The sequence below is a fragment of the Burkholderia sp. Z1 genome (genome assembly GCF_014893795.1).
Classification (GTDB): Bacteria; Pseudomonadota; Gammaproteobacteria; order Burkholderiales; family Burkholderiaceae; genus Burkholderia; species Burkholderia theae.
On sequence record NZ_JACFYL010000002.1, the window covers coordinates 2,441,269 to 2,453,385 of the forward strand.

The window sequence follows — 12,117 nt, forward strand, 5'->3', positions numbered from 1 at the left end:
TTAGCCATCCAGCACTGGCCGGACGGCCAATTCGGCCGCTTCCTGACATTTTGCCGTCAAGATGCGTTCCCGAACTGTCGGATTTTCTTCCAGTGGACCGTCCCATGTCACACCTGCTTCCGTCGCTTGCCGTTGCGCTATCGCTTGCCCTCTCCTTCCTGCCGGCCGCGGCGGCGCTGCCGGTCAGCACCGGCTGCGGCGGCGCGACCACGGCCATCGCCGACCTCCGCAGCGCCCGCGGCCCGTCGCCGATGGCCGGGCAAACGACCTCGATCGAGGCGGTCGTCACCGCGGCGTTCGGCGGCGCCGACGGCCTTGGCGGTTTCTTCGTCCAGCAGGCCGACGCGCAACGCCGGCACCGGCCGGGTGTCCCGGAAGGCCTGTTCGTGTACGCGCCGAAGGTGCGTGCGAACGCCGGCGATCTCGTGCATCTCACGGGCAGGGTCGACGACCGATACGGCCGCACGCAGCTCGTGCTGTCGGGCGGCATCGCCGTCTGCGCACGCGGGCAGACGGTCACGCCGGCGACGCTCACGCTGCCGGTCGCCACCCCGGCCGTGCTGGCCGCGCACGAAGGCATGCGGGTGCGCCTGCCGCAAACGCTGACGGTCAGCGATACCCACGAACTCGGCCGCTACGGCAGCGTCGTGCTCAGCAACGGCCGGCTGCGCATCCCGACCCAGGTCGCGCCGCCGGCCGAAGCCGCTGCATATGCGGCGGCCAACGCGCTCAACCGCATCGTGCTCGACGACGGCTCGAACCGCCGCGATCCCGCGACGGTCCGTTATCCGTCGCCCGCGTTGAGCGCCGCCAACACGCTGCGCGCGGGCTACACGGTGCGCGGCGTCGAAGGCGTGCTCGAACTGCGCTACGACACGTGGCGACTGCAACCGGCAGCCGGCGCGGCGCCGGTGTTCGACGCCACCGCGAATCCGCGTACCGATGCGCCGGGCCGGCATCCAGACGCCGATGTGCGCGTCGCGTCCTTCAACGTCTTCAACTATTTCAACGGCGACGGCCAGGGCGGCGGATTCGACGCGCCGACCAACCGCGGCGCGAAAACGCACGCCGTGTTCGTGCGGCAGGAAGCGAAGATCGTCGCCGCGTTGCGTGCGCTGCGCGCCGACGTGATCGGGCTGATGGAAATCGAGAACAACAGCTACGGCAACGCGAGCGCCGTGCGGCGTCTCGCCGCGCAACTCGGCGACGGCTGGCGCGCGGTCGATCCCGGCACCGCGCGGCTTGGCCGCGACGCGATCGCGGTCGCGCTGCTGTACGACAGCCGCACAGTCGAGCCGGTCGGGCGCGCCGCCACGGTCTCGCTCGGCCGCCGCCACCGCCCGCCGCTCGCGCAGACCTTCCGACGCATCGACGGCACGCGCGCGTTCACCGTCGCGGTCAATCACCTGAAGTCGAAGAACTGCCCGCACGCGACCGGCGCCGACCTCGACCAGTCCGACGGCCAGGGCTGCTGGAATGCGGCACGCACGCGGGCCGCCACGCGCATTGCCGACTGGCTCGCCGCGTCGCCGACGGGTGTCGCAGCCGACGGCGTGCTGCTGATCGGCGACCTGAACAGCTATGCGAAGGAAGATCCGGTCCGCGCATTCGAATCGCACGGTTACGCAAACCTGGTAACCCGCTTCGTCGGCGATGCTGCGTACAGCTACGTATTTCGCGGCGAAGCCGGCAACCTCGACCACGCGCTTGCCACCTCGACGCTCGCCGCGCGCGTGAAAGCCGTGCACATCTGGCACATCAACGCCGACGAACCGGTTGCACTGCAATCCGTGCCCGATTACAAGACACCCGCGCAACGGTCGTCCTACTACGCACCCGACGCGTACCGCTCGTCGGACCACGATCCCGTCATCGTCGATATCGCACTTGACGACAGCGGCACCGGGCCGGCCTCGGGCGCGAACCGCGGTCCGCGAAACAGCGTGGACTAGTGCATTTGCATCAGCACAACGCATGCAACGGCACTATTTACCTGATGCCCCTGGCGACGCCATATTTACCGGGCATTCATTTCGTATCGCTGCCCGATACGCCGACTCGCCCAATTGCGAAATTTTTTCAACCGCTGCGCCGCCCCGCACGACGGGGCTTCGCGGCGATCCTGCCGACAAATTGAAAATTTGTCTCGAAACTCAATCGGATCAAGTGAATCACACTAGTTGCTGGGATTCGTCTTATCTTCAAATTAGCCTTGAATCGAAGGAGGATAAACACCATGGCACTCACCGACTCGATCGAACACAAGCTGGACCGGGGCCTGTCCGACATCCGGCGCACCGGCCGGCGCGTGGGCCGCACGACACGGTCGGCCGCTCGTGACCTGCACGCCGACGTGACCGACGATCTGCGCGGACTGGTCGACGAACTGGAAGACCTGCTGAAAAACGATGGCGACGGCGATATCGCCGCGCTGCGCAAGCGCGTGCAGTCCCGGCTCGATGAAGCGCGCAGCACGCTCGACCACGCGTCGGGCAGCGCGGCCGCCCGGCTGCGCGATTCGGCCGAACGCGTGTCGCAGGCCGTGCACGACAACCCGTGGCAAACCGCCGGTGTCGTCGCGGGCCTCGCGTTCGTTGCGGGCCTGCTCCTTTCTCGCCGTTGAACGGCGCCGGCCGCCCTGCTGCCCGCCCCGCTGCCCGCCCTGTCCGTCCTCAATCAGACAACGAAGGAGAATCGCCATGCAGAAATCTCTCGCCATGAAAGCCGCCGCCGCCGTGATGCTCGGCAGCCTCGCGCTCGCCGGCTGCACGACCACGCCCGACAAACCCGAAAACGCGTCGACCAGCGCGTCGAAGCGCCAGTCGATCGACGCCAGCGTGAACGCAACGCTGTCGCGCCTCTATTCGACGGTGCCGGGTTCGCGTGAGCTCGTCGGGAAATCGCGCGGCGTGCTCGTGTTCCCGAACGTGCTGCAGGCCGGCTTCATCGTCGGTGGCCAGTCCGGCAACGGCGCGCTGCGCGTCGGCGGCAGCACCGTCGGCTACTACAACACGTCGTCGCTGTCGGTCGGCCTGCAGGCCGGCGCGCAGTCGAAGGCGATCGTGTTCCTGTTCATGACGCAGGATGCACTCGACTCGTTCCGCAAGTCGGACGGCTGGGCCGCCGGCGCCGACGCATCGGTTGCGGTCGTGAAGGTCGGTGCGAACGGCGCGGTCGATACCACCACGGCCACCGCGCCGGTCGAGGTGCTGGTTCTGACCAACGCGGGCCTGATGGGCGACCTGTCGGTGAACGGCACCAAGGTCACCCGGCTCGATATCTGACGACGCGGCGCGCGGCCTCAGGCCGTGCCCGCTTCCCGGCAGCGCCGCGGCCCCGGCCGCGGCGTTTTCGCATGGGTCACGCGCAGCGGCTATGATGGCGGCACCTTTGCGGGCATACTCCGGTTGGGCCGCCCCTGCGATGCGTTTCACCGCGAACCCGTGACGTTCGCGAGCCGATCGTGCCCCGGGCAACGAGATTCAATCAAACCAAGCATCAATCTGCGCGAATGCCACCCATGGATAGCGGACATCACGACCACCAAAAGTTCTTCTATTTCCTGCTGTTCGCGGTCACCGTCGGCATGTGCGGGATTCTCGCGCCGTTCTCCGGCGCCGTGTTCTGGGGCACCATTCTCGCGATCCTGTTCCAGCCGGTGCAGCGCTGGCTCGCCGCGCGTTTCGGCAAGCGACGCAACCTGGCCGCGCTCGTGACGATGACGCTGATCATCCTGATCGTGATCCTGCCGCTCGTGTTCGTCGCCGGCACGCTCGTCCAGGAAATCGCGTACGTCTACCAGGAACTCAAGACCGCGCAGCCGAACTATGCGCAGTACTTCCAGGACATCATCCACGCGCTGCCGACCTCGATCCAGCGCCTGCTCGCGAAATACGGGCTGACCAACATCCCCGGCATCCAGAAGAAGCTGGCCGACGGCGCCGCGCAGATCAGCCAGTTCGCGGCGGCCCAGGCATTCAGCATCGGCCAGAACACGTTCCAGTTCATCGTCAGCTTCGGCGTGATGCTGTACATGGTGTTCTTCCTGCTGCGCGACGGCGGCGAGATCGGCCGCCGCGTGCGCCGCGCGCTGCCGCTCGACGAAGAGCACAAGAACCTGCTGCTCGCGAAGTTCACGACGGTCGTGCGCGCGACCGTGAAAGGCAACATCGCGGTCGCGCTCGTGCAGGGCGCGCTCGGCGGGCTGATCTTCTGGATCCTCGGCATCCAGGGCGTCGTGCTGTGGGGCGCGCTGATGGCGTTCCTGTCGCTGCTGCCCGCGATCGGCGCGAGCCTCGTGTGGATACCGGCTGCGCTCTACTTCCTGGCGACCGGCGAGATCTGGAAATGCGCGATCCTCGTCGCGTTCTGCGTCGGCGTGATCGGCCTCGTCGACAACCTGCTGCGCCCGATCCTCGTCGGCAAGGACACGAAGATGCCCGACTGGGTCGTGCTGATCTCGACGCTCGGCGGGATGGCGCTGTTCGGCATCAACGGCTTCGTGATCGGGCCGCTCGTCGCCGCCCTGTTCATGGCGAGCTGGGACATCTACGCGCGCGCCGAACAAGTCGAATGACACCCCGCGTGGCCGCGTGCCACGCACTCGGCTGCCGGCGGTCCGCACACGCGCGGAAGCTTGCGCATCGCAGCCGATGCTGCCCGCTTCGCATTGCTCCGCACGTTCCCTCTCCTCTGCCGCGTGACCAGAAAAAAAGCGGCGTGACGCATCTGTCACGCCGCCTTTTTGCTGGCGATCACTTTAGGGAGAGAGGCCGGGAATATATGGGATAAGTCCCAAACCGAGTCCCGTTTGATCGAACTCACCGCGTTCGACAACCCTTTACCGCAACCCGCGGCCGGCATCGCGCGCCGCGCCGCAGGCCGATCACGCGTCCGGATCGACGCGCAGCACGAGCTTGCCGCGATGATCGCCGTCGAACAGGCGATTCAGCACGTCGGGCGCGTTTTCGAGACCGTCGGCCACGGTTTCCTCGGCCTTGAGCCGACCGTCGCGCAACCAGCCCGCGAGCGTCTGCACGGCTTCGCGGCTCTTGCGGTAGTCGAGGATCAGGAAGCCGCGCATCGTCAGCCGCTTCGAGATCAGCACGCCGACGTCGTCGGCCGCGCGCCCGCTGTTGTAGTTCGAGATCACGCCGCACAGCGCGACGCGCCCGCCGATCACCATCCGCGACAACACCGCGCGCATCACCTCGCCGCCGACGTTCTCGAAGTTCACATGCACGCCGTCCGGCGTCGCCGCCTTCAGTTGCTGGCGGAAATCGTCGGCCTTGTAGTCGACGGCCGCGTCGAAGCCGAGCGTCTCGGTCAGGTAGCGGCACTTGTCCGCCCCGCCCGCGATACCGACCACGCGCGCGCCGTGGATCTTGCCGATCTGCCCGGCGATCGAGCCGACCGACCCGGCCGCCGCCGACACGACCAGCGTTTCGCCGGGCTGCACCGGCGCGATGTCGGTCAGCCCGTAGTACGCGGTCAGCCCGCTCATCCCGCACGCGCCGAGCAGCGTCGGCAGCGGCAGGCCCGACTGCGCGGGCAGCTTCACGAGCTGCGCGACCTGGTCGGCCGGCACAACCGCGTAGTCCTGCCAGCCGACGAGCCCCTGCACGAGATCGCCTTCCGCGAAACCCGCGTGGCGCGACGCGACCACGCGCCCGATGCCGAGTGCGCGCATCACCTCGCCGATCGCGACGGGCGGCAGGTACTGCGGCACGTCGCTCATCCACACGCGGTTGGTCGGGTCCATCGACAGGTACTGCACACGCACGAGCACCTCGCCGTCCGCGAGCGCCGGCACCGGCGTCTCGACGAACGAGAAATGTTCGCGGCCGACCCGCCCTTCCGGGCGCGTCTTCAGCAGCAGTTGGCGGTTCACGGGTGTCGACACGATGTTCTCCTCCGGTAGTTGTTGTGCGGGATGCGCGTCAGACCGCGCACATGCCGCCGTCGATCACGAGTTCGGCGGCCGTCACGAAGCGGCTCTCGTCGGATGCGAGATACACGGCCGCATGCGCGACGTCGTCCGGTTCGCCGAGCCGGCGCAGCGGAATGCCGCGGGCGAGCTTGCGCGTTGCGTCGCGTTCGCCGAGCGTCTGGAACAGGGGCTCGACGATCCCCGTGCGGATGAACGCCGGGTGAATCGAGTTGCAGCGCACGTCGATCTCGCGGCGTGCGCAGTCGATCGCGACCGACTTCGTCAGCGACGCGACCGCCGCCTTCGACGCGTTGTACGCGGTGAAATCCGGCTCGACCTTGAACGCAGCGACCGACGAGATGTTGATGATCGACGCGGGGTGGCTCTCGGCCAGATAGGACAGCGCATGCTTGCAGCCGAGCACGATGCTCTCGACGTTGATCGCCATCACGCGCCGCCATTCGTCCAGCTCGATTTGCGCGGGCGAGCCGATCGAGCCGACCCCCGCGTTGTTGACGAGCACCGACAGCCCGCCCATCGCATCGGTCGCCTGCGCGAGCAGCGCCTTCCAGCGCGCTTCGTCGCGCACGTCCTGCGTCGCGGCGAACGCGACCGGCGTTGCGTGACCCGCGTTGAGTTCCTGTGCGAATGCGTCGAGCACCGCCGCTTCGGCGATGTCGGTCACGAACACGCGTGCGCCCTGCTCGACCATCCGCCGCGCGATCGCGCGGCCGAGGCCGCCCGCGGCACCCGTGATGTAAGCGCACTTGCCTGCGAGGCGCGAAGAAACGACTGTCATGGAACCTGCTCCTATCGTGAATCGTCGTCGCGCAACGCTGCCGCGACGGGTTTTCCGTGTGTATCCCGGCTGACAGATGCCGGTTGACGGCGCCTCGGCGTGACGAGGTGCCTGACGGTTTCCGCAAGTATATCGAGACGAACGTGACGCGCGCCGGGCAAGCCGGGCAGCCGGCCCCCAGTCGAACGACAGCCAGCGTACGCGAATGCCGCCAATCGATGAAATGAATATTCGTTATGCCCGGTCATAGATTATGTTCATGACCTTCGCGCGCCAACGCCAGCGCGCAAGCCGGCGCGGCCGATCCTGCCGATCAGCCGGTTGTGTGATTCAGGGGGATAACGAACGTTGCGTTCCGCGACCGAAAGGAAGCGCTCGGAAAGAGGAATCGGGCCATTGCCGGGCGATCGCAAGCAACCACACAGCGGCGCAGGAATCCCCGCCGCCGAAACCAACAACCGTCAGAATCCGTCGCCCGATGGCGCGCGCACGAACGCGCAGAGCTGCGGCGAATGCGTGTCGATCATTTGCTGGAACGGCGCACGGTGCCCGTACGCGATGCCCGACACGAGCAGCAGGCAGACCGCCGCGACGCGCGGCGAGAACGCGCGCTGGCGCGCACCGTCGTAGCCGCGCAGGAACACCAGCGCGACCAGCGCGCCGAGCATCCAGCCGACGACGACTTCGGGAATCGTGTGCGAGTGATCGAACACGCGCGCCACCGCCGTGATCGCGCCGACGGCCAGCCCGGCCGCGATGCCGGGCGCCTTCCCCGGCCGGAACGCCTGCCACAGCATCGACAGCGCGACCGTCCACACGGACGTCGACAGCATCGTATGGCCGCTGATCACGCGGAAATCGAATTGCGGGAGTTCGATGCCGCACCCGGCATACAGGATCTTCGTTGCACCGACCAGGCCCATGCCCGCGGCAAGCAGCACGCTCCAGCGGACCGCGAGGCGCCAGTCGGTCAGCGCCAGCCACGCCGCACACGTCAGCGCGATCGGCAAGGTCAGCGCGGCATCGCCGATGTTGCTGATGTCACTCCACATAACGGACTTCGGACGGCTATCGAAAGGCCGCAGTTTACCGTATGCGCGCCGTGCGTCTGTGTCAGCCTGTTTCAGGCTGTATCAGCCCGCGACACCGGTAATCAAAAGCAGGTTCGTACCGGTGATGACGGCGAACAGCGCCCACGCGGCAACCTGCATCCCGCGGCCGATCGCGTGCGCGCCCATCGTGTTGCGATCGCTGACCGACCGGATCAGCGGCCACATCGCAAACGGCAGCTGCAGGCTCAGCAGCACCTGGCTCCAGACGAGCAACTGCCCGACCGAGCCGTCGCCGAGCCACAGCACGCCGATCAGCGCCGGCACGAGCGCGAGCCCGCGCGTGATCAGCCGGCGCTGGTAGCACGGGATCTTCGTATGCAGGAAGCCGTCCATGATCACCTGGCCGGCGATCGTGCCGGTCAGCGTCGAGCTCTGCCCCGACGCGAGCAGTGCGATGCCGAACAGCAGCGCGGCCGCGCCACCGGCGATCGGCGTAATCAGCTTGTAGGCCTGTTCGATGTCGGTCACGTTGTGCTGGCCCGTCTCGTGAAACGCCGCGCCCGCGACGATCAGGATCGCCGCATTGACGAGCATCGCGACGAACAGCGACACGAAGGTATCGATGCGCACGAGCGCGAGCGTATCGCGGACCACGCCGCGCGCGCCGCCGACCACATGCCGCGTCTGCACGACCGACGAATGCAGATACAGGTTGTGCGGCATGATCGTCGCGCCGACGATGCCGAGCGCGAGCACGATCGCGTCCTTGCGGTCGTGGCCCGGATCGCCGGGCACGAGGCCGCCGACCACCGCATGCCAGTCGGGCGGCGTGAGCGCGACCTGCGCGACGAAGCAGAACGCCATCGTCGCGATCAGCGCGAGCACGATCGCCTCGATCTGCCGGAAGCCCTTGCCCTGCAGCCCGAGCACGATCAACGTGTCGAGCGCGGTCAGCACGATCCCCCACGCGAGCGGCACGCCGAGCAGCAGCTTGAACGCGAGCGCGCAGCCGAGCACTTCCGCGATGTCGCACGCGATGATCGACACTTCGGCGGTGACCCACTGCACGATCCGGCCGAGCCGGCCGTAGCGGTCGTAGCTGGCCTGCGCGAGATCCTTGCCCGCGACGAGGCCGAGCCGCGCCGCGAGCATCTGCAGGAAGATCGCCGCGAGGCTCGAGAACGCGACGACCCACAGCAGCGAATAGCCGAACTGCGAGCCGGCCTGGATGTCGGTCGCCCAGTTGCCGGGATCCATGTAGCCGATCGCCACGAGCAGGCCGGGGCCGAAGAAACGCTTGAGCTTCTGCCAGCGCGGCGCGCCGGCGTCGATCGTGATGCTGCCCTTTACTTCCGACGGGCAGAAAGGGGCAGTGGCGGTAGTGGGGAGGAAGGGCATGTAAACAGGGGATCGGGATCGCGACACGACGATTTTACGGGTATCCGTCCCGTTTTCTCGCGCGCGTCGGCGCATGCGACGCAACGCGTCTCGTCGCCCGCGCAAAACGCGGCTGCGGGCCCCTCGTCCGCATCGTGCAACGCGGTGCCGTGGGCGAGGATCTTGTCCCGCTCGGCGACGCGAAATTCGGTCGGCGACATCAGCAGGCGCTGGCGAAACAGCTTCGCGAGCCGCTCGCCGCTGCCGAACCCCGTGCGACGCGCGACCTTGTCGGCCGGCAGCGTCGTATGGATCAGCATGTGGCACGCGCGCTCGAGCCGCACATGCTGGACGAACTCGGTCGGCGTGACGCCGATCTCCTTCTTGAAGCGCCGCAGGAAATTGCGCTCGCTCATCGCGGCGGCCTGCGCGGCGTTCGCGATCGAGATGCGGTTCACGCTCTGCGCGCGCAACCGCTGCGCCGACATCCGGATCGACGGGCTCGCGCTCAGTTCGCGGAACGCCCACATCGACTGCGCATAACGCTGCTCGACCGGCCGCAGCATGTTGCTGGCGATCTCCCGCGCGGCGCTGTCGCCGAGATCGTCGCGGAACATGTCGAGCGCGGCGGCGAACACGTCGGTTTCGCCGGCCTCCAGTTCGATCGTCGTGGCGGCACGGCGCCCGGCCCGGCCGGGCCGCATGTCGATCGCCGCCGACGGCCGCTGCGTGGCCGCGAGCGCGGGCAAGTCCATCGCGTCGACGATCCAGCGCGCATGATGACGAATGTCGGTCAGGCGCCGCTGCAATGCAGCATCCCAGTTGACGGCCGCGCGGTCGCCGTGAAGATGAAAGAACGCGAGCGCACGGCGACTGTGCTCGTCGCCGAGCGGATCGGCGGCGATTCTCACGCCGGACGACGACTGCAACAGTCCCCCGCTTTCGGATACGTACTTCAACTGGTAATCCGCACTGAACGCATGCAAACGATTCGCCAGATTGAAAGCCTCGCCAAGACGCGCGGCCTGGGCCAACGAAAACCCCGTACTCAAATAGATAACGACCCACCTCTGATCTGCTGCATTCACTGGCCAAGCCCCCGACTTGTTTCGACTTCTTCTAATACCGTCGAACTGTCAGGCTTATATTTGGTTTGAATGCGTGCGACAGGACGGCTATCCCGAAATATGAAGCGACGGCATCTTAGCCGAACGGGTCACGCCTTTGGCGCGAAATGGCCGACGGGGACAGCATGATGGCGGATTACTACAGGCTGCCACCGGCCGCTGGTATGCCGCCATGGAATCACGCTTCTCTATGCGGCCGATTGTTGCGGCCATCATTTATCACGGGCCGCATTGTGTTGCAGCGCGTATCGGTTCGAACGGCATCGACATGCAGCGAACGCCATCGATCGCCGTGCACGAAAGCCCGCGCATCCGTTGCCTGCGCATCCTTTAGAATCGATCCACCGTTGACCACCCCGCCCGCACCCCGTGCCCGCCGACCACCGTCTCGACCTGAACCTGTTTCGCGTGCTCGACGCCGTCTACGTGCACGGCGGCATCGGCGCGGCCGCCCGTGCGCTGCATCTCACGCAGCCGGCCGTCACGCACGCGCTCAACCGGCTGCGCGCGCATTTCGACGATCCGCTGTTCGTGCGCCAGGGCAACCGTGTCGTGCCGACCGAGCGCACGCGCTCGATCATCGCGGACGTGCAGCTGCACCTGAACGGCCTGCAGGGCACCGCGCGCGACCCGTCGGCATTCGATCCCGCGACGCTCGACCTGAGCATCGCGGTGGGCATTCGCGACGTGCTCGAATCGATCGCGCTGCCGCGGATCGTCGCCGCGTTCGCCGACGAAGCGCCGGGCCTGCGGCTCGTGAGCCGCCGCATCGCGGTGCCCGACATCGAGCGCGAACTCGCATCGGGCAATCTCGATCTCGTCGTCGATCGTCGCGTGCAGACGGGCCCGCGCATTGCCACCGAACACCTGCTCGACGATTCGCTCGTCGTCGCGCTGCGCCGCGATCATCCGCTCGCGCGCGACGCGCTGCGGCGCGGCGATTATTTCGCGGCGCAGCATATCGCGGTGTCGTCGTTCGGCGAACCGCAATCGCTCGACGTGCTGCTCGGCAGCGATGGACGCTTCCGCGATATCCGGCTCACCTGCCAGCACTATTTCGCCGCGTGCCAGATCGCGGCGACCGGCGACCTGCTGGTCACGTTGCCGCACACCTATGCGTTGCGGATGGTCGCGCTGCTGCCGATCGTCGTGCGGCCGCTGCCGCTGCGGCTCAAGCCGTTCCCGCTCCTCGCGTACTGGCACGAATCGCGCGATACCGACCGCGCGCACCAGTGGGTGCGTGAACGCATCGCCGCGCTCGTGCGCAGCAGCGCCGGCGCCGCCGACGCGTAGCACGCTACGGACGCCGTTCCGGGCGAAACGCTATGCTGACGGCTTTGCACTGCCACGCAGCGCCTGCCGCCTTCTTCCCGCTTACCGGAGACTTGCCATGTCGCTCATCCATGCCGCTGCCGTCCTCGATGCCGACGCGCCCGACTACGTCGTCCAGTTGCAGGCCGGCACGCACGCGCTGACCGGCGACGAAGGCCCACACGAAGGCGGCCAGGACCGCGGGCCGGCGCCGTACGAGTTCGTGCTCGCCGGCCTCGCGCAATGCACGGCCGCGACGCTGCGCATGTATATGCAGCGCAAGTCGTGGCCGACCGCGCGCATCGACGTGCGCACCGAGCTGCATGCCGATCGCGAAGGCGTGCAATACGTGCGCCGCGTCGTGACGCTCGACGGCCCGCTCGACGACGCGCAACGCCAGCGCCTCGCGGAGATCTGCGAGAAGACGCCGGTCACGCAGTTCATCAAGCGCGGCACGCGGATCGAGACGACGTTGAACTGACGCGCGATCGCCACGCGCAAAACAAAACGGGCGGGCCGCGC

General features: G+C 67.5%; 12 protein-coding genes. 7 read left to right on the plus strand and 5 right to left on the minus strand.

The window, feature by feature from the left end:
• Window positions 1–104: 104 nt before the first annotated feature.
• The 4 genes from H3H55_RS27875 (at window position 105) to H3H55_RS27890 (ending at window position 4,576) form a co-directional block, all read left to right on the plus strand.
• Window positions 105–1,952 (plus strand): ExeM/NucH family extracellular endonuclease, encoded by a 1,848-nt coding sequence (locus H3H55_RS27875; protein WP_193101037.1) that lies wholly within the window; start codon window positions 105–107, stop codon window positions 1,950–1,952.
• A 284-nt stretch (window positions 1,953–2,236) separates the two neighbouring features.
• Complete coding sequence (locus tag H3H55_RS27880) at window positions 2,237–2,623, plus strand: DUF883 family protein (protein WP_175776084.1); 387 nt, start codon at window positions 2,237–2,239, stop codon at window positions 2,621–2,623.
• A 76-nt stretch (window positions 2,624–2,699) separates the two neighbouring features.
• Entirely contained in the window at window positions 2,700–3,284 is a 585-nt protein-coding gene (locus tag H3H55_RS27885; protein WP_048250176.1) for a YSC84-related protein, read from the plus strand.
• A gap of 236 nt (window positions 3,285–3,520) precedes the next feature.
• The gene (locus H3H55_RS27890) at window positions 3,521–4,576 is read left to right on the plus strand and encodes an AI-2E family transporter (protein WP_048250175.1); all 1,056 of its coding nucleotides are present in this window, start codon (window positions 3,521–3,523) and stop codon (window positions 4,574–4,576) included.
• A gap of 309 nt (window positions 4,577–4,885) precedes the next feature.
• Here H3H55_RS27890 and H3H55_RS27895 read toward each other — a convergent pair whose 3' ends face one another.
• The 5 genes from H3H55_RS27895 to H3H55_RS27915 all read right to left on the minus strand — a co-directional run bounded on the left by H3H55_RS27895 (window position 4,886) and on the right by H3H55_RS27915 (window position 10,191).
• Complete coding sequence (locus tag H3H55_RS27895; protein ID WP_193101038.1) at window positions 4,886–5,902, minus strand: NADP-dependent oxidoreductase; 1,017 nt, start codon at window positions 5,900–5,902, stop codon at window positions 4,886–4,888.
• A 37-nt stretch (window positions 5,903–5,939) separates the two neighbouring features.
• Window positions 5,940–6,728, minus strand: coding sequence for an SDR family oxidoreductase (locus H3H55_RS27900; RefSeq protein WP_193101039.1), 789 nt, complete (start codon window positions 6,726–6,728; stop codon window positions 5,940–5,942).
• A 461-nt stretch (window positions 6,729–7,189) separates the two neighbouring features.
• Complete coding sequence (locus H3H55_RS27905) at window positions 7,190–7,780, minus strand: phosphatase PAP2 family protein (protein ID WP_048250172.1); 591 nt, start codon at window positions 7,778–7,780, stop codon at window positions 7,190–7,192.
• An 81-nt stretch (window positions 7,781–7,861) separates the two neighbouring features.
• Window positions 7,862–9,178, minus strand: coding sequence for an Nramp family divalent metal transporter (locus H3H55_RS27910; protein ID WP_193101040.1), 1,317 nt, complete (start codon window positions 9,176–9,178; stop codon window positions 7,862–7,864).
• Window positions 9,127–10,191, minus strand: a complete 1,065-nt coding sequence (locus H3H55_RS27915; protein WP_193101041.1) for a helix-turn-helix domain-containing protein — start codon at window positions 10,189–10,191, stop codon at window positions 9,127–9,129. Before H3H55_RS27915 ends, H3H55_RS27910 begins: the two co-directional genes overlap by 52 nt.
• 265 nt (window positions 10,192–10,456) lie before the next feature.
• Between H3H55_RS27915 and H3H55_RS27920 the strand changes: the two genes are divergently transcribed.
• The 3 genes from H3H55_RS27920 (at window position 10,457) to H3H55_RS27930 (ending at window position 12,076) form a co-directional block, all read left to right on the plus strand.
• Window positions 10,457–10,618, plus strand: coding sequence for a hypothetical protein (locus H3H55_RS27920; RefSeq protein ID WP_193101042.1), 162 nt, complete (start codon window positions 10,457–10,459; stop codon window positions 10,616–10,618).
• Between the two features lie 35 nt (window positions 10,619–10,653).
• Window positions 10,654–11,577, plus strand: coding sequence for a LysR family transcriptional regulator (locus H3H55_RS27925; protein WP_193101043.1), 924 nt, complete (start codon window positions 10,654–10,656; stop codon window positions 11,575–11,577).
• A gap of 97 nt (window positions 11,578–11,674) precedes the next feature.
• A complete protein-coding gene (locus tag H3H55_RS27930; RefSeq protein ID WP_193101044.1) occupies window positions 11,675–12,076 on the plus strand; it encodes an OsmC family protein in 402 nt (133 codons plus the stop codon).
• Window positions 12,077–12,117: the final 41 nt, after the last annotated feature.

Excerpts from the sequence above, each read along its gene's own strand:
- H3H55_RS27875 (WP_193101037.1), top strand. The coding sequence starts at position 105 with ATGTCACACCTGCTTCCGTCGCTTGCCGTTGCGCTATCGCTTGCCCTC.
- H3H55_RS27880 (WP_175776084.1), top strand. The coding sequence starts at position 2,237 with ATGGCACTCACCGACTCGATCGAACACAAGCTGGACCGGGGCCTGTCC.
- H3H55_RS27885 (WP_048250176.1), top strand. The coding sequence starts at position 2,700 with ATGCAGAAATCTCTCGCCATGAAAGCCGCCGCCGCCGTGATGCTCGGC.
- H3H55_RS27890 (WP_048250175.1), top strand. The coding sequence starts at position 3,521 with ATGGATAGCGGACATCACGACCACCAAAAGTTCTTCTATTTCCTGCTG.
- H3H55_RS27900 (WP_193101039.1), bottom strand. The coding sequence starts at position 6,728 with ATGACAGTCGTTTCTTCGCGCCTCGCAGGCAAGTGCGCTTACATCACG.
- H3H55_RS27905 (WP_048250172.1), bottom strand. The coding sequence starts at position 7,780 with ATGTGGAGTGACATCAGCAACATCGGCGATGCCGCGCTGACCTTGCCG.
- H3H55_RS27910 (WP_193101040.1), bottom strand. The coding sequence starts at position 9,178 with ATGCCCTTCCTCCCCACTACCGCCACTGCCCCTTTCTGCCCGTCGGAA.
- H3H55_RS27920 (WP_193101042.1), top strand. The coding sequence starts at position 10,457 with ATGGAATCACGCTTCTCTATGCGGCCGATTGTTGCGGCCATCATTTAT.
- H3H55_RS27930 (WP_193101044.1), top strand. The coding sequence starts at position 11,675 with ATGTCGCTCATCCATGCCGCTGCCGTCCTCGATGCCGACGCGCCCGAC.